Below are 19,404 nucleotides of genomic sequence, written 5' to 3'. Positions count from 1 at the left end.
CAAACGGCGAGCACATGGCTCGCCGTCATCGGATGTATCTGGAAGCAGATCAGGCGTCGGAGAAACCGAGCAATCGACGCTGCGCAGCCCAATCGCGCGGCAGTTGCTCTTGGCGGCCACGCAAGGTGTGCAGATTCAGGTGGCGTGGCTGACGTCCTTCGAATATCGCCTCCACGATATCGGGGGCCAACATGGTCATGCGCAGGACCTCGGCAGCCCAGCCCGGTTCCACTTTGAAGGCGTGCGCCAAGTCCGTTGTCGTGGAGTAGGTGCCATCGTCGATCAAGCGCTTCCAGTAGAAGGCCTTGCCCAGCGTTTTGATCATCGGCACATCGAAGCCACCGATTCGGTCCGCGATCTCGGGGGCTGGCGGTATCAGCAGCTTCCGGTTCTGGCGGCGCTTGATCGTCAGGGGCACCAAGGTAACCCGCTGCCCCTCGCTGACATAACTGCGCGCCTCGGCTCCAATCTCGATGCGGACGGCGCGCTGGCGCTGGTGGGTCGTGGCATTCATGCCAAAGCCTCCTCGACACGCTCTTGGGACTCTTCGATCAAGGGATGCGTGCTGATGTCCGCACCGAATCCGATCCAACCGTCCTCTCGCCAAACGATATCCAGGCCGTGCCCGTGTAGTTGCACGCGTTCGATCAACAGCCGTGTGATCCGTTGCTGCTCGGCAGGGAACAGTTGCGACCACACGTCACCGATGCGCTGCATGGCGACCACCACCTGTGCCTCGTCCAGCGTCGCCCCCGCCGGATGCTGCTGGCAGGATCTCCACACTGCGATCAGCATTTGCGGCGATGAGAGCGCAGCATGGATTTGCGCCAACACGGCATCTTCGATCTCGGCGGCTGGCAGGTGGCCCACGTCCGGCGTATGCGGAGCCAGGCTGGCACCGGCGTTGCGCCGCTTGTGCAGGTAAGGCACGTAGTAGCGGTACTGCCGACCATTTTTCTTTTTGACAAAGGAGTGCAACATGCGTTGGCCATCCGGTGCAAACAGAAGTCCCGCCAGCAGTGCCGGATGCTTGGCTCGGTGTTCGCGCGGAGCCTGCTTTCGCCTCTCAATGAAGGCGTGTGCCGCGTCCCATAATTCTTGAGAAATGATGGGGTCGTGCTGGGCCGAGTACCACGTCTCGTGATTGCAGATTTCACCGAGGTAAATGCGGTTACGCAGCAAGGTAAAGAGGTACTGCTGATCGATGCTGCGCCCCAATCGCTCCCGGCCGGACTGGGTGACCCATGCCTTGGTGGTATGCCCTTCGATATCCAGTTCGCGGACGAGTCGCGCAGCCGAGCCATGCTCGGCGTAGCGGCGGAAGATGTCACGTACCAGCGCAGCTTCACGGTCATTGATAACGAGCTTGCGTTCGACCACGTCGTATCCGAGGGGCGGGACTCCGCCCATCCACATGCCTTTGGCCTTGCTGGCGGCGATCTTATCGCGGATGCGTTCGCCGGTGACTTCGCGTTCGAACTGCGCGAATGACAAAAGGATGTTGAGCGTCAATCGCCCCATCGATGTGGTGGTGTTGAACTGCTGCGTGACCGCGACAAAGGAGACGCCGTTGCGGTCGAAAACCTCGACCAGCTTTGCGAAGTCCGGCAGGCTGCGCGTGAGGCGGTCGATTTTGTAGACGACCACGGTATCGATCTTCCCCGCCTCGATATCGATCATCAGTCGGCGCAACCCGGGCCGTTCCATGTTTCCGCCAGAGTATCCGCCGTCGTCGTATCCGTCGTCGACGGCAATCCAGCCTTCATGTCGTTGGCTTGCAATGAAGGCCAAGCCCGCATCACGCTGTGCCTCGAGGCTGTTGTATTCCTGGTCGAGGCCTTCGTCAGTGGACTTGCGTGTGTAGACGGCGCAGCGCTTCTTTGGCGTGACTGCGGGAATCTGGTTTCGGCGCACTGAGCTCATGCTGCCCCCTTCTTCGAAGCAGGTCCCTTCAAACCAAAGAACACCGGGCCTGACCAATGGCTGCCTGTGATGCGTTTGGCTACAGCGGACAGGCTCTTGAAGCGTTGCCCCTGGTACTCGAAATCATTCGATCCGCGCACCAGCACACGATGTTCAATGTCGTCGTAGATGCGTGTCAGGACGGTACCGGGCAGTAGGTGTTGGCTATCGCCGCGCAGTTGCTTGGGCAAGATGCCGGTTTCGCCAACCTCCTCGAGCTTCTTGCGCAGTGACGGTTTCAAACCGCCAAACGCGCGCTCTTGCATCCGGTAGGCCAGGCGACTTTCCAGCCAGACCCGATGGTGATGATTCGGCCGTTCATCGAAATGGTCGTCCCAGAGAGCCCAAAGATCATCCATCGAAAGATGGGGAATAGCCGCGACGCGGGCGGCGACTGAGGCGGGCGTTGGTGAGGTTGCGTGTGCTGTCATGGGCGAACTCCCTTGTTGTGATCGGGGTTCGCATTCACGCGCTGTTGGCCGGGGAAGCCAAGGCAAACCTGCTCGCTGTTTTTGGGGATGTCGCGCGATTGGCGGGCACGAAGGCGCAGCAGCGCGGCAGCTAACAGATCAGCGATTTCTTGATGCCCGTGCCGTGGCCGGTCAGGTGATGTGCAAATGGAGATAGGTTCGATTTCTGTCATGGCAAGCGTTCCGATGGAAAACGCTGCTCATGCTAGAAACCAAGGGCACTTCGCGTAACGTGATTTAGCGTGAGTGCGCGGGTTTTGCGCTATGTCTCTTTGGGCCTATACCAAGCCGCGCGCTGGCCATTCACTTCCCGATACCGAAGCTCGAAAAGGCGGGATTCGTGCACGACCTGCCGCCAACTGCTGCACCCATACTTGGCCGGCAGTTGATCAGGATACCTTTCTGCAATCCATCGTCCAGCAGTGGCGACCGGCGTCCACTCGTCGACAGCCAACTGATCTGCCGCTTCACGCAATGTGCGAACAATTCCGGCTGCGGGCCAATCCACCGAGCCATCCGGCGCTATGCCGTTGATCACCAGATCGCGGAAGGCATCGGACTGGGCAAACTCCGCCGCCAGACGACGGGCCTGATCCATGTGCTCCGCCCAGCCTCGCAGTTGCTCAAAGTGTTGGTCGACGCGACTGTAGGCCGCCACCAAGGACTCTTGCGCACCACGGCATCCGTCCAGACTCCAAAGGTCGTGCTGGTCGATAAAGTGGTGCACCAGGTTGTTCCGCAGCAGAACCAGTTCCTTCAGATCGTTTTGCGTCGTATCGAAATCCTCGGCAGACATCCGCAAGCTCATCTTCATCTTGAACGAGATGATGTTGTCGGGCGCCTCTGGTTCGGCGACATCGTCTTGGTCGCCGCTGGTGACATACGTTCCGAGCAGCGTGCCAACCAACGTACCCAGAGTTTTGTTTGCGGCATCCGCAACGCGCTCCGCCTGGTTCGATTCGAGGGGTGATCCTGACGCGGAGATTTCGTGGTGGGCCACGATGGCCTTCATCAATTGTTCGTACTGCTGCAGACGCAAGAGACAACGGCCCAGCATTCGTTGCACCTCGCGTTGCAAGGTCTGCAGTTCTTCATCTATGGGTTGGATCGGCAAGCCTGTCATCGAGGGACTCACCGTACTGGCAATTGCCCGTTCGAGACGAACTGATCGAAGCTGTCAAAGCTCTCGCCGTCTTGCCAAGACCGATCCCATGACCGTGGTTCAGCACTTTCCAGTAGCAGAAGGGTCAGGACGCGATCTCCTGTGGTGTAGCTGTGCTTGAACTCGCGCAACTTCATGTGAGGTGCCTCCTCCGGGCACCAGATCGCGGCAGACATCTCCGTGCCATCCCACTCCTGCTCAACGGTGGAATCAGCAGCCAGGGTGCCGGGTAATGGTTCCTGCGGATCGTCAGTGCGCCGAATGCGGGCGCGCGTCTTGACCGCGCTGCTGCTGCGCCATTCGTACTTCACGAAACCGTTGTCCCAATAGACAAGGATTGCCCGCTGCGTGGTGAATTTGATGAACCGGATGCACAGCGCCTCGAACGATACCTGGAACCGTTTGGCAAGGGCGCTCAGGACATGCAAGTCGATGCGCTGGTTCGAGATCCACTCGCGCAGCAAGTCGCCAGGCATCAGCAGGTTGCTGGCAAAGTCGTCCGCCTCACGTTCGATGACACGGATAGTGTCAGCGCCGGAGTACACGCTTTCCTTGTCGCAGTTGAAACTTTGCCGCTGATCGCGGTGAAGGATGAAGTGGCCCAGTTCGTGAGCGATGGTGAAACGCTGGCGTTCGGGGTTTGCCTTGCCGTTATAGAAGATGCCCCACTCTGCGGTGTCCTGTGGGTTGCGCACCAACATGCCTTCGCAGCTATTGATGTCCAGCACCATCGGGGCCTTGATCTCGCGCACCCCTTTGCCGTAAGGCGTCTCTGGAAGCATTTGCCGGACGACCTCCAGATCCACGGCATCCGGCATGCCGTCGGCGTGCCACGCCCGCAACCATCTCAAGACGGTGCTGGCCGCGATGGAACCGGTTAGGGGCTGGGATGAGCTCAATTGTCAGACCGCCTTAGTTCTTATCGGGGAACATGATTTTGAGTGCCTGACGGTAACGATCCTTCTCCTCGTCCGTCATCCCAACATATTCTCGGAAGAAGGCCACGTCCTCCGGACTAGCGTTTGGCGCCTCTTTGATAGGTTCGCCCATCACGTCCGCCATGGTCACGCCTAACGCCTTAGCGATGGCCTGAATCCGTTCAGCGGAGGGACGCTGGCCGTCCTTCATCTCCAGTTCCCATATATACGCCTTGGTACAGCCGACCGCGTCGGCGACCTGTTGCAAGGTCAATTTCTTTGCCTCGCGTAAGCGTCGCAGGCGTGCTCCGAACGCTGAAGCCATAGCGATGCTCCTGTAGGGGAAAACAGTCAGTTAACAAAAACAAGACCGCTAGTATAGCCGCGAGATACAAATAAGGTCTAGATGTGCCGCTTTGATTGACAAGCGGAAATCTGAGGTTCAGAATCGCGCTTGTATCTCGCTACTTTACTTGTGCGAGGTGCGTGTTCAGTAACCCAGTCGCTGGCCAGTGCAGTCCGTACATCGGTCGCAGACCTTCGACGCCGATCCAGAAAGGACGATCAAGATGAAGAAGACCTTTGTCGACGTGATGCTCGAGCTGCCGGTGGACGCCACGCTGCGCGACTTCCTGACCACCCACAGCCTGCCTGTGCCCGATGGCTTTGCCTGGGATGACACACCGGAGACCAGCCAGTTTCTGGTCGACGCGGTCAAAGTCTGGCCCGACATTGCTGCCCGCGACCGGATGACGGCCAATCTCATGGCCAGCGTTCAGTTGGGCGATGCGGCAGGCAAGCAGGCGATGTTTGAGGCGGCCGTGGCCGATGGTGCTGCGCTTGCGGGTTTGGCGCTGTGTGCAAGCGACATCCACCGTTCCTTCTGGCTCTACGTCCACCACCCGGCACTTTTCGAGCGTGCCTATGACTTCAGCTTTTGGGAACAGCATGGGCAACAGACACAGCAATACGATCTTGGCCTGAAACGCCAACCGAACGGTTCGGATGCCAATCTGACCGCGTTGCGTCACGCCATCTCGGCCTTCTACAAGCGCGAACTGCAATGCGGAGACGGCAGCGTGGCGCACTTGGTCGAGCGCAGTCCGGGGGTGTTCCTGTTGTCGGTCCATGTCAAGGACATGGCGATGCTGCGCCTGGAGTTTGAGGGAGCGACCCTGAAGCGCCGGGTCGGCAACCCCAACATTCACATGGTGCTGGAGTACGCCAAGTCCACCGGTGTGGTGCGCACGCTGGTGCGCGGCGGCGCAAAGTATCAGCAAATGCTGGTCGAGGCCTTCTCGGAGCATGTGCTGGGCGTGAAAGCAAGCGCTCACAAGATCAAGTCGCCGACTCTGGATCTGTCGATGCTGCGCACCGGGTTCGATGTGCCGGATGCGTTCGAGGACGGCTTCTCGATGGTTCAGTTGAAGGCACTCACCCTGCTCAGCCCTGACACGGCGCTGAAGATCGAATGCACGGCGATGCAATCCAGCCAGCAACGCTCGGTGCACGATTTGCTGAAGGAGAAGCTGCCGGGCCCGCTGGAGGGTCAGTGGGCGGTGACAGCGGCACAGGTCAATCTCTATTACCCGCCCGAGCCGGGCAGGACTCGCCCCAAGGTGGTCACCATCGAAGTGACCAGCAAAGGGCGGCTGAACCTGCACAAGTTCGACGCCAAGCTGCAGGCGCAGCTGGAAGGCTACTTGGTTGCGGTGGGCATCTTGCAGAAGGGCCAGACCCTCAGCGCCCAGGAGTTGCCGCCGGAGACCGACCCAGTCAGTTCTTCATCCGCTTTCGAGGACTGACCAATGACGACGCACGATGCCTGGGCCCTGGTTTGCCGACTGTTCGCAGGCGGCACGCCGGTGCTGCGGGCCACGCTCTCGCCACGCGAGGTATCTGCTTTGTCTATGCTCGGCAAAGCCGTCAGGCCAACAGTGGTGGATCAGTTTTTTGTGCTCTGTCCCCACTGTCAGCAGCATCGGGCGCAGGTCTGGGGCGATGGACGGGGCGGCCGGACCTGCCGGTGCCCGGAGTGTGGCCAGGTGCCCGTCGAGGTAATCGACGGTGCGGCATTAGCCCTGGATGAAGACTGGCTGCGGCAGAAAATGCGCCTCGCGCTCGACATCGAGAGTCGCGACGACGTAGATGACTTGGGCGATGGTGCTTGGCGGCTCGGTAACACCCGCAGATCTCCGGTCGTGCTGGCCCGAGATCTGACGAGAGTGCTGCATGAGCCGACCTTGCTGGATCGTATTCGGGTGGCGGGTAGCAACATCCGAGTCATCACTCCCAGGCCGCGCACGACTCGTGGATCGCCCTTCGGCTCAGGAGTGGAGTGGCTGGCGCTGGAAGAACGATTCACGTTCTATGGCGGCGGGATCGCCTTCATCCCTTCGGTACCGTCTGTAGCGCCAGTAGTGGCCGATCCGGCCGCACCTGTGAACGGGCCATTCTCGGCGGACTTCAAGTGGGCGACGCTGCCGGACGTGCAGGCAACGCCGATCCGGTTCACCGATGGTCAGGCCAAAGTGTTCGAGTCGCTGTGGTCGTTCAAGGGGGTCGAGGTGGACGGCGAAAGGGTCATGCAGCGTGCCGGCCAGAAGAGCGACAAGCCAATTGACCTGTTCAAGATCAAGTCGAAGGACAAGGGCAAGCCGGAGCACGAGGCGAGGCTGGCAGCCTACGGAGCACTCGTCGTCACGCAGCAACGCGCAGGCTTGTACTCCATGCCTTGCGCGGCGGCTGTGTTGGCGTGATGGATTGCTGCTCCAAGCCCACCCGACAACGAATGGCAATGGCACGCGCGCAAGTGATGGTCGCAAAAGGCCATGTGCGTGTGCCATGGCGAAGAAGTTAGCGCCGATTTCGAGAGAAGAGAGGGCGGAACGGAGGGCAACCGGGGATGTTCCTGCCAGGCCACAGGAGCCTGGTCGCACACGCAGAATGTGCGGGAACCCCGCGTGTCATGCGGGAAGCACAAATGAAAACGCCCAACTGAGAACAGTTGGGCGCTGAATCTTGGTGGCCAGTCGCGGAATCGAACCACGGACACGCGGATTTTCAATCCGCTGCTCTACCAACTGAGCTAACTGGCCAAAAACGAAGGCCGCATTGTAGCCACGACCTACCGACCTGTCAAAGACTTTGTGACATTTATTTCGCAACGCCCTCACACCGACCCCGGCGGCGGCAGGGAGCGGTTCCAGGCGGAAGCCAGGGGCGCATCTTCGGCCAGTTCGGGACGGGGCTCCTGGTAGGCGGGGAAAACCACCCGGGCGATGCTGCCCTGGCCCTTGGGATTGGGCCGCAGGCTGGCCTGGGCGTGATGCAGCTCGGCGATCTCGCGGACGATGGGCAGGCCCAGGCCGGAGCCTTCGGTGCCCGCATCGTCCACCCGGTAGAAGCGCTCGAAGACCAGTTCGGACTGCTCCTCGGTGATGCCGATGCCGCTGTCCTCGATCTCCAGCACCACTTCCGATTCGCCGCCCTCGCTGCGCCGGCGCACCACCCGGCAGGTGACCTGGCCGCCCACGGGGGTGTAGCGCAGGGCGTTGTCGATGAGGTTGTTGATCATCTCCCGCAGCAGGAAGGAGTTGCCCTCGATCTCGGTGGCGCCGTCGGCAGGCTCGTAGCCCATGTCGATGTAGTTCTCCAGGGCCCGCATGACCCAGTCCTCGACGATCTCCCGCAGCAGCTTGTCCAGATTCATGGGCGCCAGGGGCTGGCTGGCGGCGCCGCTGCCGGCCTCGGCCCGGGCCAGGGTGAGCAGCTGGTTCACCAGGTGGGAGGCCCGGTCCACCGCCCCGGCCATCTGCCGCAGGGCGTACAGCAGGCGCTCCGGGTCGTTCTCCCGCATGGCCAGCTGGGCCTGGGTCTTGAGGCCGGTGAGGGGGGTGCGCATCTGGTGGGCGGCGTCGGCGATGAAGCGGGTCTGGGCCTCCATGTTGCGCTCCATGCGCTCCAGCATGCCGTTGAAGGCCTCGATCAGGGGCTGCAGTTCTTCCGGCACCTTGCGCGTGTTGATGGGCGAGAGATCGCCGGGACGGCGGGCCTCGATGCGGCTGCGCAGCTTGGTCAGGGGTTTCAGCCCCTGGGAGAGGCCGAACCAGACCAGGATCACCGCCAGGGGAATGATGACGAACTGGGGCAGGATGACGCTGGCGATGATCTTGTTGGCCAGCTGGGAGCGCTTTTCCAGGGTCTCGCCCACTTCCACCACCAGCCAGCGGTCGTCGGGCCGGTTGGGATCGGCGAGGAACTGGTAGGCGATGCGCAGGTCCTGGCCGTTGAATTCGCCATCGCGGAAGCTGATCTCGCCGGTGTCGTCCCGGGGCCGCACCAGCTCGGGGGCCACCGGCAACTCCTTGTCGCCGGCCAGGCGCGTGCCTTCCCGGGTGACGACATGGAAGTAGACGCTGTCCACCTCGTCGGCCCGCAGCACGGCCCGGGCCGAGCCGGAAAGGTTGATCACCGGCTTGCTGTCGCTGTAGCGGATCTGCCGGGCGATGGCGTTCACGTTCTCCCGCAGGGCCTGGTCGTAGGGATAGCCGGCGACGATGTTGGCGAAGTAGTGGGTGATGGCGATGCTGATGGGCCAGACAAAGAGCAGGGGCGCCAGCATCCAGTCCAGGATTTCCCCGAACAGGGAGCGCTGGGCGTCGCCCCCCTCCTTAGCGGCCGGCGCCGGGTTCTTGCGGCTTTTCAAGGCAGTAACCGAGTCCGCGCACGGTGGCGATGCGCACCCCGCCGGATTCCAGCTTCTTGCGCAGGCGGTGGATGTACACCTCGATGGCGTTGTGGCTCACCTCCTCGCCCCAGCCGCACAGGTGGTCCACCAGCTGGTCCTTGGAGACCAGGCGGCCGACCCGGGAGAGCAGGATTTCCAGCAGCCCCAGTTCCCGGGCCGAGAGGTCCAGGTTCTGGCCGTCCAGCTGGGCCACCCGGCCGGCCTGGTCGTAGGTCAGGGCACCGCAGGTGATGACCGGGGCGGTGCCGGAGGAACGCCGGGTGAGGGCCCGCACCCGGGCCTCCAGTTCGGCCAGTTCGAAGGGCTTGGCCATGTAATCGTCGGCCCCCAGGTCCAGGCCCTTGACCCGGTCGCCGGTGCCGTCGAGAGCGGTGAGGATCAGCACCGGCAGCTGCACATTGCGGGCCCGCAGACGCTTCAGCACCTCAAGCCCGGGCAGCTTGGGCAGGCCCAGGTCGAGGATTAGCAGGTCGTAGGAATTGGTCATCAGGGCCGTGTCGGCCTCCAGACCCGTATAGGCGCAGTCGACGGCGTAGCCGCCCTGCCGCAGGGAACGGGAAAGCCCGTCCGCGATGATTTTGTCGTCTTCAGCCAGGAGTATGCGCATGGAGGATAAGAGCCTGATCCGCGTAAGTTTTATGTAAGCCCGCGCCCTTAATCTGGCGCCGCTGTTCTCCTTTTATGGTCTTAGGAGTCTCGCTTCGGCGGGACTCGGGGGGCGGTTCGATTCCTGCACCGAATCGTCCCCTGCCATCTTTCTTGCGCGCTTTTTCTGTGCGTGCTGCGTTCCCGCCTCCGCTTCGTCCTCGCTCGGCCACTGGCCAAAAACCGCCTCTGGCGCCGCTTTCCGCCGCACGGACGTTCCTTACGGGAACCTTTTCAGTGTAACAAATTCGCCCCTCTCCGGTTGCTGCGCCGCGTCATGGACGGCACTGCCAGTCTCATCCGGACGGCATCATTTCATTCAAATGAATGAAATGGCACAATGGAGCCATTCAAAGCGCCGGCCATCCCCCAGGCGCCGCATCCTCCGCGGAGAATCCCCATGCCCTCCCCTGCCCCCACCTCCATCGCCCGCCGGGCCGTGCCCCTGGTCCTGGTCGCCGTGCTGCTGCTCGGCGGCGCCATCGCCTACCGCCTGCGCCCGCCGGCCCTGCCCCCCGGCATCGCCACGGGCAACGGCCGCCTGGAAGCCATCGAAGTGGATGTGGCGACCAAGGTGGCGGGCCGCCTGGCCGAGGTCAACGCCCGGGAAGGGGACAGCGTGCCGCTCAACGCCGTCCTCGCCCGCCTCGACGCCGAGGACCTGGCCGCCCAGCTGCAGGCGGCCGAAGCCCAGATTCGCCAGGCCCGGGAAAGCACCCGGGAAGCCAAGGCCGGAGTAAACAGCGCCGCCAGCCAGCGGCGCCTGGCCCAAACCACCCTGAAGCGGACCGAAGCCCTGGTGCAAAAGGGCTACGTCACCGGCAACAAACTGGACCAGGACCAGAGCACCCTGCAGACCACCGACGCAGCCCTGGCCGCGGCCCAGACCCGGGTGGCCGAAGCCGTGGCGGCGGTGGAATCGGCCCAGGCCAAGGCCGAGGCTCTGCGCGTCAGCCTGCGCGATACCGCCCTGCGGGCGCCCCTGGCCGGCCGGGTGCTGTACCGCCTGGCCGAACCGGGCGAGGTGCTGGCCGCCGGCGGCAAGGTGCTGACCCTGCTGGACATGAACGACATGTACCTGACCATCTACCTGCCCACGGCGGAAGCGGGCAAGGTAGCCGTGGGCGACGAAGCCCGCATCGTCCTCGACGCTCTGGAGGCGCCCATTCCCGCCCGGGTCAGCTTCGTCGCGCCGAAGGCCCAGTTCACGCCCAAGGAAGTGGAAACCCGCAACGAGCGGGAAAAGCTCATGTTCCGCCTGAAGCTGCGGGTGGAGCCGGAATGGCTGGCCCAGCATGCCGACCTGGCCAAGCCCGGCATGCCCGGCGTCGGCTACGTGCGCACCGCCGCCGACGTGGCCTGGCCCGCCAAGCTGCAGCTGCGCTGATCCCGCCACCGGCCCAGCTCCAACCACTCCCATTCCCGGCCCGCCACCATGGCCTCACTGGACACCGCCACTCCCATCGCCCGCCTCGCCGGCATCAGCCTGCGCTATGGCCAGGTTGATGCCCTGGCGGACGTCACCCTGGACCTGCCCGCCGGCGGCATGGTGGGGCTGATCGGTCCGGACGGCGTCGGCAAGTCCTCCCTCCTGGCCCTGGTGGCCGGGGCCCGCAAGATCCAGACGGGGCGGGTGGAAGTGTTCGGCGAGGACATGGGCAGCGCCCGGGTGCGGCCCCGCCTGCAGCCGCGCATCGCCTACATGCCCCAGGGCCTGGGCAAGAACCTCTACCCCACCCTGTCGGTGGCGGAAAACGTGGATTTCTTCGGCCGCCTCTTCGGCCAGGGCAAGGCCGAGCGGCAGCGGCGCATCGACGAACTGCTCGCCGCCACCAACCTCTCCCCCTTCCGCGACCGGCCGGCGGCCAAGCTCTCCGGCGGCATGAAGCAGAAGCTGGGACTGTGCTGCGCCCTCATCCACGACCCGGACCTGCTGATCCTGGACGAGCCCACCACCGGCGTCGATCCCCTCTCGCGGCGCCAGTTCTGGGAGCTGATCGACCGCATCCGGGCCCGCCGCCCGGGCATGAGCGTGCTGGTGGCCACCGCCTACATGGAAGAGGCGGAGCGCTTCGACTGGCTGGTGGCCATGGACGCCGGCCGCATCATCGGCACCGGCAGCGCCGCCGAACTGAAGGCCCGCAGCGGCGCCGCCACCCTGGAGCAGGCCTTCATCAGCCTGCTGCCGGAGGAACGGCGCCAGGCCCACAGCCAACTGGTGATCCCGCCCCTGCCGCCGGACGGCCACGACTTCGCCATCGAGGCGGAAGGCCTGACCCAGCGTTTCGGCGACTTCACGGCGGTGGACCGGGTCAGCTTCCAGATCGGCAAGGGCGAGATTTTCGGCTTCCTCGGCTCCAACGGCTGCGGCAAGACCACCACCATGAAAATGCTCACCGGCCTGCTGCCGCCGACGCAGGGCAAGGCCAGCCTGTTCGGCAGGACGGTGGACGCCAACAACCTGGAGACGCGCAAGCAGGTGGGCTACATGTCCCAGGCCTTCTCCCTCTACGGCGAGCTGACGGTGGCCCAGAACCTGGACCTGCACGCCCGCCTCTTCCACCTGCCGCCGGAGAAGATCGGCCCGCGCATCGCCGCCCTCGCCGAACGCTTCGACCTGACGCCCTACGCCGACGCCCCGGCGGCGGACCTGCCCCTGGGCATCCGCCAGCGCCTCTCCCTGGCGGTGGCGGTGGTGCATGAGCCGCGCCTGCTGATCCTGGACGAGCCCACTTCCGGCGTCGATCCCATCGCCCGGGACCAGTTCTGGGCCCTGCTGGTGGAACTGTCCCGGGAACAGGGGGTGACCATTTTCATCTCCACCCACTTCATGAACGAGGCCGAGCGCTGCGACCGCATCAGCCTCATGCACGCCGGCAAGGTGCTGGCCAGCGACACCCCGGCCGCCCTGCAGGCCGCCCGGGGCGCCGATTCCCTGGAGGCGGCCTTCATCTCCTATCTGGAGGAAGCCAGCGGCGCCGCCCCGGCCCAGCCCCAGCCCCAGAACCCGACGCCCGCCGACGCCCAGCCCGCGCCGACGGCAGCGGCGCGGGCGCCCCACCGGCACAAGGCCTTCAGCCTGCGCCGCCTGCTCGGCTACGCCTACCGGGAGGCCCTGGAGCTGCGCCGCGACACCATCCGCCTCACCTTCGCCCTGCTCGGCTCGGTGCTGCTGATGTTCGTGCTCGGCTACGGCATTTCCATGGACGTGGAAGGCCTGCGCTTTGCCGTGCTGGACCGGGACCAGTCCCCCGAGTCCCGGGACTACATCGACAACATCGCCGGCTCCCGCTACTTCCTGCAGCAGCCGCCCATCGCCGACAGCGCCGAGCTGGAGCGGCGCATGCGCGATGGGGAACTGACGGTGGCCCTGGAAATCCCCCCCAATTTCGGCCGGGACCTGCACCAGGGCCGCTCGCCGGAAGTGGGGGCCTGGGTGGACGGGGCCATGCCCTACCGGGGCGAGACCACCCGGGGCTACGTCCAGGGCCTGCACCAGCAGTACATCGTCAAGCTGGTGACCGAGGCCACCGGCACCGCCCCCACCCTGACCTGGACCGACGTGGCCCTGCGCTACCGCTACAACCAGGACTTCCGCAGCATCTACGCCATGGTGCCGGCGGTGATCCCCCTGCTGCTGGTGTTCATCCCGGCCATCCTCATGGCCCTGGGCGTGGTGCGGGAAAAGGAGCTGGGCTCCATCACCAACCTCTACGTGACCCCGGTCAGCCGCCTCGAATTCCTTATCGGCAAGCAGCTGCCCTACGTGGTGGTGTCCATGCTCAGCTTCTTCGCCCTGGCCCTGCAGGCGGTGCTGGTCTTCGGCGTGCCGATCAAGGGCAGCTTCCTCGCCCTGGCCTGCGGCGCCCTGCTCTACGTGGTGTGCACCACCGGCCTGGGCCTGCTCATTTCCACCTTCACCAAGACCCAGATCGCCGCCCTCTTCGGCACCGCCATCCTGACCATGCTGCCGACGGTGCAGTTCTCCGGCCTCACCACCCCGGTGGCCTCCCTGGTGGGCGGCGCCTACTGGATCGGCCAGTTCTTCCCCGCCACCTACTTCCTGGTCATCAGCCGCGGCGTGTTCACCAAGGCCCTGGGCTTTGCCGACCTGGGACAGCAGTTCCTCGCCCTGGCCTGCTTCATCCCGGTGCTGACCCTCATTTCCCTGGCCCTGCTGCCCAAGCAGGAAAAATAGGAAACGACCATGGACCGCCACGGCACGCTGGCCAACATCTTCCGCCTGGGGCTCAAGGAGCTGCGCAGCCTGTGGGCCGACAAGGTGCTGCTGGTGCTGATCGTCTGGGCCTTCACCGGCGGCATCTACAGCGCCGCCAAGGGCGTCTCCCAGGAACTGCGCAACGCCCCGGTGGCGGTGGTGGACGAGGACCGCTCGCCCCTTTCCTCCCGCCTCGTCGGCGCCCTGACGCCGCCCTACTTCAAGACGCCGGACCTCATTTCCATGGCCCAGATGGACCGGGCCCTGGACCAGGGCCGCTATTCCTTTTCCCTGGTCATCCCCGCCAACTTCCAGCGGGACCTGAAGGAAGGGCGGCGCCCGACCCTGCAGCTGAACATCGACGCCACGGTGATGAGCCAGTCCTTCATCGGCGCCAGCTACATCCAGAGCATCGTCGCCGGGGAACTCAACGAATACCTCACCGGCAAGCGGGACAGCAGCGCCCCGCCGATCCGCCTCACCACCCGGGTGCGTTTCAACCCCAACCTCACCGGCTTCTGGTTCGGCGGCGTCATGGAGGTGATCAACAACATCAACATGCTGACCATCATCCTGGTGGGGGCCGCCTTCATCCGGGAGCGGGAGCACGGCACCCTGGAACACCTGCTGGTGATGCCCCTGACTCCCTTCGAGATCATGATGGCCAAGGTCTGGGCCAGCGGCGCCGCCGTGCTGCTGGCCGCCAGCGTCGGCCTCATCGCCGTGATCCAGGCCATCATGCAGGTGCCCATCGCCGGCTCCGTGCCCCTGTTCCTCTGCGGCGCCGCCCTCTACCTCTTCTCGGCCGCCTCCATCGGCATCTTCCTCGGCACCATCGCCCGTTCCATGCCCCAGTTCGGCCTGCTCTTCATCCTCACCATCGTGCCCCTGCAACTGCTCTCCGGCGGCGTCACGCCCCGGGAGAGCATGCCGGAAGTGGTCAGCGACATCATGCTCGGCGCCCCCATCACCTACTTCGTGCGCCTGGCCCAGGCCATCCTCTACCGGGGCGCCGGCCTCGACACGGTGTGGCCCGAGTTCCTCGCCATCACCGGCATCGGCGCCATCTTCTTCCTCATCGCCCACGCCCGCTTCCGCAAGTCGGTGACCCAGACCCAGGTGTAGGACGCGCCATGGCCGAACTGCCCGAACTGCACAGCGACGACACCCGGGAACGGCTCCTGGCCGCCGGCCTGGCCCTCTTCGGCCGCCACGGCTACGACGGCGTCACCACCCGCATGCTGGCCGCCGCCGCCCGGGTGAACCAGTCGGCCATTCCCTACCACTTCGGCGGCAAGGAAGGGGTGTACCGAGCCGTCGCCGAATTCATCGCCGCCGAGATGGGGCCCCGCATCCAGAGCCTGACCCGGGAGGTGGAACAACGCCTGCAGGACCCGGCCACCGACCCGGGCGAGCTGCTGGTGCAGGTGGTGCGGGATCTGGCCGCCGCCTCCTTCGTCCCCGGCCACCCCCTGGCCTGGTTCATCTTCCTCACCCGGGAGCAGTTCCACCCCACGCCGGCCTTCGACGTGCTCTACGAGCGCTTCACCCGCCCCGGCCACACCCTGGTCAGCCGGCTCCTGGCCCGGGTCAGCGGCCAGCCGGAGGAATCGCCCGAGAACCTGCTGCTGGCCCACGCCCTGATCGGCGCCATGGTCGCCTTCGGCTCCGCCCGCACCACCCTGCAGCGGCGCCTGGGCTGGTCGGAAAGCGACTACGAGCCGGCCCAGCTGCAGGCCATGCTGGCGGTCATCGAGCAGCACTGCCGGGCCACGGTGGCGGGCCTGCGGCAGCAAGCCTGAGAGGCAGCAGGGACGCCACTCTCCAGGCAGACATGGCGGATATGGCCGCCGATCCTGGCTCCCGGGCCAGGCCCCATTACACCGCCAGCCGGTAGCCGACGCCGGATTCGGTGAGGATATGCCGCGGCATGGCCGGGTCGTCCTCCAGCTTGCGCCGCAGGCCGGCCATGTACACCCGCAGGTAGTGGGCGTGCTCCACATGGCTGGGGCCCCACACCTCCCGCAGCAGCTGGCGGTGGGTGAGGACCCGGCCGGCATTGGCCACCAGCTGGCTCAGCAGCCGGTATTCGATGGGGGTCAGATGCACCGCCTCGCCGTGGCGGCTGACCTGGCGCCGGGCCAGATCCACCTCCACCGGGCCGAAGGCGAACACCGGCGGCATGTCGCCGCCCCGGCCGGCGCGGCGCAGCAGGGCCCGCACCCGGGCCAGCAGTTCGGGAATGCCGAAGGGCTTGGTCAGGTAGTCGTCGCCGCCCGCATCCAGTGCCGCCACCTTGTCGCTCTCGTCGCTGCGGGCCGACAGCACCAGCACCGGCACGCCGGACCAGTTGCGCAGGTCCCGGATCAGATCGACGCCGTCGCCGTCAGGCAGGCCCAGGTCCAGCACCAGCAGGTCGGGCTTGCGGGTGCCGGCCTCGATCAGGCCCCGGGCGGCGGTGTCCGCCTCCCACACGGTGCAGCCCTCCGACTCCAGGGCGGCGCGGACGAAACGGCGGATCTGGGGCTCGTCCTCGACGATCACCACCACCGGGGCAAGGCGCTCCTGGCCGGCGGCGGGATTCACAGCAGCTCCGTCGGCAGGGCCGGGGGCTGGCCCAGGGGCAGGGTGAACACGAAGCGGGCGCCGGGGCCGTCGCTGCGGTTCTCCGCCCACACCTTGCCCTTGTGGGCATCGACGATGGCGCGGACGATGGCCAGGCCAAGGCCGACGCCGGGAATGGCCGACTCGTCCTGGCCCCGGGTGAATTTCTCGAACAGGCCCGCCTCCTTGCCCGGCGGCAGGCCCGGCCCGTTGTCGCTGACGCTCACCAGCACCCGCTCCGCCTCCCGGCGGGCGCCGATCTCGATGAGGCTGCCCGGCGGCGTGTACTTGGCGGCATTTTCGATGAGATTGCAGAACACCCGTTCCATCAGCACGGCGTCGAACTCCAGCAGGGGCAGGTCGGCGGGCAGGTCCACCCGCACCCGGTGTTGGGCCAGGACCGAGGCCCGGGCCTGGAGCGCCGCCCCCACCACTTCCTCCAGGGGCTGCCACTCCTTCTTCAGGGTCACCTGGCCCGACTGCAGCCGGGCCATGTCCAGCAGATTATGCACCAGGGCGCTGGTGCGCATGGCCTCGCCCCGGATGGCCTGGGCCAGCTCGGCCTGGGCCGGCGGCAGGGCGCCGCCCAGGCTGAGGGAGTCGGCCAGCCCCACCAGGGCCGTGAGGGGGGTGCGCAGGTCGTGGGAGAGGGCCGCCAGCAGGCCGTTGCGCAGGCGCTCCGACTCCATCTGCACCAGGGCTTCCTGGGCCACCTCGATGTAATGCACCCGTTCCACGGCGATGGCCACCAGGGTGGCGCAGGTCTCCAGCAGCCGCTCCTGTTCCGGCGAGGGCAGCCAGGGCTGCTCCCGGGGCAGCACCGCCAGCACGCCCCGGGTGCGCATCGGCGCCTTCAGGGGCAGGTAGCGCATGGGGGCCGAGGGCAGGGTGTCGGTGGAGAGGCCGGCAGCCTCGCCGTGGTCCGCCGCCCACTGGGCGATGCCCAAGTCCAGCGGCAGGTCGGCCGGCAACCCTTCCGGCAGGCTCAGGCGCTCCTGCTGGCCGGGTACCAGCAGCAGGGCCCGGGCCTGGAAGCCCTGCTGCACGAAGCGCCGGGTGATGTCGTCGATCTGCTCCACGGTGAGGGCCGCCGACAGCTCCCGGGCCATCTCGTAGAGGGCGTCGCTGCGCCGCTCCCGGCTCTGGGCCACGTCCACCTGGAAGCGCAGGCCGGCGGTGAGCTGGGCGGTGATGAGGGCCACCGCCAGCATCACGGAAAAGGTCAGCAGGTACTGCACGTCGCTGACGGCGAAGGAGAGGCGCGGCGAGACGAAGAAGAAATCGAAGGCGGCGACGGAGAGGAAGGCGCCCAGGATGGCCGGGTTGCGCCCCAGCTTGACCGCGGCGAAGAGCACCGCCAGGAGGAACAGCATGACGATGTTGGCCAGGTCCAGGGCGCCGTGCAGGGGCGTCGCCACCAGGGTCACGGCGGCCACGGCGGCCGCCGCCAGGCCGTAGCCCCGCACATCCACGGCAGCAGGCCGGGCCGGACCGTCCGGGAGCGGCGGCGCTTCCCCGTCCACCCCGTCGCTGGCCACCTGCATCACGTCCAGGTCCGGTGCCTGGCGGGCCAGGCGCCGTGCCAGGGAAGTGCGCCAGGGCAGCCAGCGGCGCCAGTCTCCGGGCAGTTCCCGGCCCAGCAGGACCTTGCCCAGATTGTGTTCCCGGGCGTACTGGATGGCCGCCGCGGCGGCATCCTGGCCCGGCCGGTTGGCCGTCTCGGCCCCCAGCTCCTGGGCCAGGCGCAAGCTCTTCAGCACCCGCCCCCGCTCCCCTTCGGGCAGCCGCTGGTAGCGGGGCGTCTCCACATAGAGGGCGTGCCAGGGCACCTCCAGCTGGGTCGCCAGGCGGGCGGCACTGCGCACCAGTCGCTCGCTGCCGGGGCCCGGACCGATGCACACCAGCAGGGATTCCCGGGTCGGCCAGACGGTACTCACCGACTGGTCGCGGCGGTAGGCCCGCACATCGTCGTCCACCCGGTCGGCGGTGCGGCGCAAGGCCAGTTCCCGCAGGGCCAGCAGATTGCCCTTGCGGAAGAAGTTGGCCATGGCCCGCTCGGCCTGCTGGGGCACGTACACCTTGCCGGCCTTGAGCCGGGTCAGCAGTTCCTCCGGCGGCAGGTCCACCAGCACCACCTCGTCGGCGGCGTCAAAGAGGCGGTCGGGCACCGTCTCCCACACCCGGGCGCCGGTGATGCGGCCCACCACGTCGTTGAGGCTTTCCAGATGCTGCACATTGACCGTGGTGAACACGTCGATGCCGGCGGCCAGAAGCTCCTCCACGTCCTGCCAGCGCTTGGGGTGGCGGCAGCCGGGGGCGTTGCTGTGGGCCAGCTCGTCCACCAGCACCAGGTCCGGCGCCCGCTGCAGGGCGCCATCCAGGTCGAATTCCTGCAGGCGGCGGCCCCGGTGCTCGACCTGCCGGGAAGGCAGCAGCTCCAGGCCCTGGACCAGCTCGGCGGTTTCCCGCCGGCCGTGGGTTTCCACCACCCCCACCGCCACGTCCACGCCCTGGGACTGCAGGGTGCGGGCGGCGGCCAGCATGGCGTAGGTCTTGCCGACACCGGGGCTGGCGCCGAAGAAGATTTTCAGGCGGCCGCGGCGGGCCTGGATTTCCTCCGCCTCCAGGCGGGCCAGGAGGGCGTCGGGATCGGGGCGTTGCAGAGGATCGGACAT

General features: G+C 66.0%; 17 protein-coding genes and 1 tRNA gene. 6 read left to right on the top strand and 12 right to left on the bottom strand.

Going from position 1 to position 19,404, the window contains the following annotated elements:
• Positions 1-49: 49 nt before the first annotated feature.
• The 7 genes from ACLSSQ_RS03160 to ACLSSQ_RS03130 all read right to left on the bottom strand — a co-directional run bounded on the left by ACLSSQ_RS03160 (position 50) and on the right by ACLSSQ_RS03130 (position 4,836).
• Positions 50-514, bottom strand: coding sequence for a hypothetical protein (locus ACLSSQ_RS03160; protein WP_024541971.1), 465 nt, complete (start codon positions 512-514; stop codon positions 50-52).
• Entirely contained in the window at positions 511-1,923 is a 1,413-nt protein-coding gene (locus tag ACLSSQ_RS03155; RefSeq protein WP_198848034.1) for a recombinase family protein, read from the bottom strand. Before ACLSSQ_RS03155 ends, ACLSSQ_RS03160 begins: the two co-directional genes overlap by 4 nt.
• Complete coding sequence (locus tag ACLSSQ_RS03150; RefSeq protein ID WP_416243762.1) at positions 1,920-2,393, bottom strand: DUF2924 domain-containing protein; 474 nt, start codon at positions 2,391-2,393, stop codon at positions 1,920-1,922. Before ACLSSQ_RS03150 ends, ACLSSQ_RS03155 begins: the two co-directional genes overlap by 4 nt.
• Positions 2,390-2,605: a hypothetical protein gene (locus tag ACLSSQ_RS03145; RefSeq protein WP_416243761.1), complete on the bottom strand. Its 216-nt coding sequence runs from the start codon at positions 2,603-2,605 to the stop codon at positions 2,390-2,392. The genes ACLSSQ_RS03150 and ACLSSQ_RS03145 overlap by 4 nt, the downstream gene beginning before the upstream one ends.
• 89 nt (positions 2,606-2,694) lie before the next feature.
• The gene (locus ACLSSQ_RS03140) at positions 2,695-3,546 is read right to left on the bottom strand and encodes an OST-HTH/LOTUS domain-containing protein (protein WP_416243760.1); all 852 of its coding nucleotides are present in this window, start codon (positions 3,544-3,546) and stop codon (positions 2,695-2,697) included.
• Positions 3,547-3,563: 17 nt separating this feature from the next.
• The gene (locus tag ACLSSQ_RS03135; RefSeq protein ID WP_024958080.1) at positions 3,564-4,493 is read right to left on the bottom strand and encodes an ImmA/IrrE family metallo-endopeptidase; all 930 of its coding nucleotides are present in this window, start codon (positions 4,491-4,493) and stop codon (positions 3,564-3,566) included.
• Between the two features lie 13 nt (positions 4,494-4,506).
• Positions 4,507-4,836 (bottom strand): helix-turn-helix domain-containing protein, encoded by a 330-nt coding sequence (locus tag ACLSSQ_RS03130; RefSeq protein ID WP_286743880.1) that lies wholly within the window; start codon positions 4,834-4,836, stop codon positions 4,507-4,509.
• Between the two features lie 244 nt (positions 4,837-5,080).
• Here ACLSSQ_RS03130 and ACLSSQ_RS03125 point away from each other — a divergent pair, with 244 nt between their 5' ends.
• The gene (locus ACLSSQ_RS03125) at positions 5,081-6,316 is read left to right on the top strand and encodes a hypothetical protein (RefSeq protein WP_416243759.1); all 1,236 of its coding nucleotides are present in this window, start codon (positions 5,081-5,083) and stop codon (positions 6,314-6,316) included.
• A 3-nt stretch (positions 6,317-6,319) separates the two neighbouring features.
• On the top strand, positions 6,320-7,270 hold the full coding sequence (locus ACLSSQ_RS03120; protein WP_416243758.1) for a hypothetical protein: 951 nt from the start codon (positions 6,320-6,322) through the stop codon (positions 7,268-7,270).
• A 263-nt stretch (positions 7,271-7,533) separates the two neighbouring features.
• Here ACLSSQ_RS03120 and ACLSSQ_RS03115 read toward each other — a convergent pair.
• The 3 genes from ACLSSQ_RS03115 to ACLSSQ_RS03105 form a co-directional block, all read right to left on the bottom strand.
• Positions 7,534-7,609: transfer RNA gene (locus ACLSSQ_RS03115), tRNA-Phe, on the bottom strand.
• 74 nt (positions 7,610-7,683) lie between these two features.
• Positions 7,684-9,219: a sensor histidine kinase gene (locus ACLSSQ_RS03110; protein WP_014235385.1), complete on the bottom strand. Its 1,536-nt coding sequence runs from the start codon at positions 9,217-9,219 to the stop codon at positions 7,684-7,686.
• Positions 9,185-9,868, bottom strand: coding sequence for a response regulator transcription factor (locus tag ACLSSQ_RS03105; protein ID WP_014235386.1), 684 nt, complete (start codon positions 9,866-9,868; stop codon positions 9,185-9,187). The genes ACLSSQ_RS03110 and ACLSSQ_RS03105 overlap by 35 nt, the downstream gene beginning before the upstream one ends.
• Positions 9,869-10,306: 438 nt before the next feature.
• Here ACLSSQ_RS03105 and ACLSSQ_RS03100 point away from each other — a divergent pair, with 438 nt between their 5' ends.
• From ACLSSQ_RS03100 to ACLSSQ_RS03085, 4 genes are read left to right on the top strand one after another with little or no spacing between them, the layout of a single operon-like run.
• On the top strand, positions 10,307-11,293 hold the full coding sequence (locus tag ACLSSQ_RS03100) for an HlyD family secretion protein (protein ID WP_416243757.1): 987 nt from the start codon (positions 10,307-10,309) through the stop codon (positions 11,291-11,293).
• A gap of 48 nt (positions 11,294-11,341) precedes the next feature.
• The gene (gene rbbA, locus ACLSSQ_RS03095; protein ID WP_416243756.1) at positions 11,342-14,104 is read left to right on the top strand and encodes a ribosome-associated ATPase/putative transporter RbbA; all 2,763 of its coding nucleotides are present in this window, start codon (positions 11,342-11,344) and stop codon (positions 14,102-14,104) included.
• Between the two features lie 9 nt (positions 14,105-14,113).
• Positions 14,114-15,250, top strand: a complete 1,137-nt coding sequence (locus tag ACLSSQ_RS03090) for an ABC transporter permease (protein WP_416243755.1) — start codon at positions 14,114-14,116, stop codon at positions 15,248-15,250.
• A gap of 8 nt (positions 15,251-15,258) precedes the next feature.
• Positions 15,259-15,927, top strand: a complete 669-nt coding sequence (locus ACLSSQ_RS03085; protein WP_416243754.1) for a CerR family C-terminal domain-containing protein — start codon at positions 15,259-15,261, stop codon at positions 15,925-15,927.
• Positions 15,928-16,003: 76 nt separating this feature from the next.
• Here the strand turns inward: ACLSSQ_RS03085 and kdpE are convergent, their stop codons facing one another.
• Together kdpE and kdpD are read right to left on the bottom strand one after the other, a co-directional pair.
• A complete protein-coding gene (kdpE, locus tag ACLSSQ_RS03080) occupies positions 16,004-16,711 on the bottom strand; it encodes a two-component system response regulator KdpE (protein ID WP_014235391.1) in 708 nt (235 codons plus the stop codon).
• The gene (kdpD, locus tag ACLSSQ_RS03075; protein WP_416243753.1) at positions 16,708-19,404 is read right to left on the bottom strand and encodes a two-component system sensor histidine kinase KdpD; all 2,697 of its coding nucleotides are present in this window, start codon (positions 19,402-19,404) and stop codon (positions 16,708-16,710) included. The genes kdpE and kdpD overlap by 4 nt, the downstream gene beginning before the upstream one ends.

This window comes from Azospira sp. APE16 (assembly GCF_047901315.1).
Classification (GTDB): domain Bacteria; phylum Pseudomonadota; class Gammaproteobacteria; order Burkholderiales; family Rhodocyclaceae; genus Azospira; species Azospira oryzae.
The sequence above is the reverse complement of the archived record's forward strand: the minus strand, read 5'-3'. Positions and strand labels throughout refer to the sequence as shown.

What these genes read in the sequence shown, in the direction of transcription:
- ACLSSQ_RS03150 (WP_416243762.1), bottom strand. Translation starts at nt 2,393, where the DNA reads ATGACAGCACACGCAACCTCACCAACGCCCGCCTCAGTCGCCGCCCGC.
- ACLSSQ_RS03125 (WP_416243759.1), top strand. Translation starts at nt 5,081, where the DNA reads ATGAAGAAGACCTTTGTCGACGTGATGCTCGAGCTGCCGGTGGACGCC.
- ACLSSQ_RS03130 (WP_286743880.1), bottom strand. Translation starts at nt 4,836, where the DNA reads ATGGCTTCAGCGTTCGGAGCACGCCTGCGACGCTTACGCGAGGCAAAG.
- ACLSSQ_RS03105 (WP_014235386.1), bottom strand. Translation starts at nt 9,868, where the DNA reads ATGCGCATACTCCTGGCTGAAGACGACAAAATCATCGCGGACGGGCTT.
- ACLSSQ_RS03100 (WP_416243757.1), top strand. Translation starts at nt 10,307, where the DNA reads ATGCCCTCCCCTGCCCCCACCTCCATCGCCCGCCGGGCCGTGCCCCTG.
- rbbA (WP_416243756.1), top strand. Translation starts at nt 11,342, where the DNA reads ATGGCCTCACTGGACACCGCCACTCCCATCGCCCGCCTCGCCGGCATC.
- kdpD (WP_416243753.1), bottom strand. Translation starts at nt 19,404, where the DNA reads ATGTCCGATCCTCTGCAACGCCCCGATCCCGACGCCCTCCTGGCCCGC.
- ACLSSQ_RS03085 (WP_416243754.1), top strand. Translation starts at nt 15,259, where the DNA reads ATGGCCGAACTGCCCGAACTGCACAGCGACGACACCCGGGAACGGCTC.
- ACLSSQ_RS03155 (WP_198848034.1), bottom strand. Translation starts at nt 1,923, where the DNA reads ATGAGCTCAGTGCGCCGAAACCAGATTCCCGCAGTCACGCCAAAGAAG.
- ACLSSQ_RS03120 (WP_416243758.1), top strand. Translation starts at nt 6,320, where the DNA reads ATGACGACGCACGATGCCTGGGCCCTGGTTTGCCGACTGTTCGCAGGC.
- ACLSSQ_RS03160 (WP_024541971.1), bottom strand. Translation starts at nt 514, where the DNA reads ATGAATGCCACGACCCACCAGCGCCAGCGCGCCGTCCGCATCGAGATT.
- ACLSSQ_RS03090 (WP_416243755.1), top strand. Translation starts at nt 14,114, where the DNA reads ATGGACCGCCACGGCACGCTGGCCAACATCTTCCGCCTGGGGCTCAAG.
- ACLSSQ_RS03145 (WP_416243761.1), bottom strand. Translation starts at nt 2,605, where the DNA reads ATGACAGAAATCGAACCTATCTCCATTTGCACATCACCTGACCGGCCA.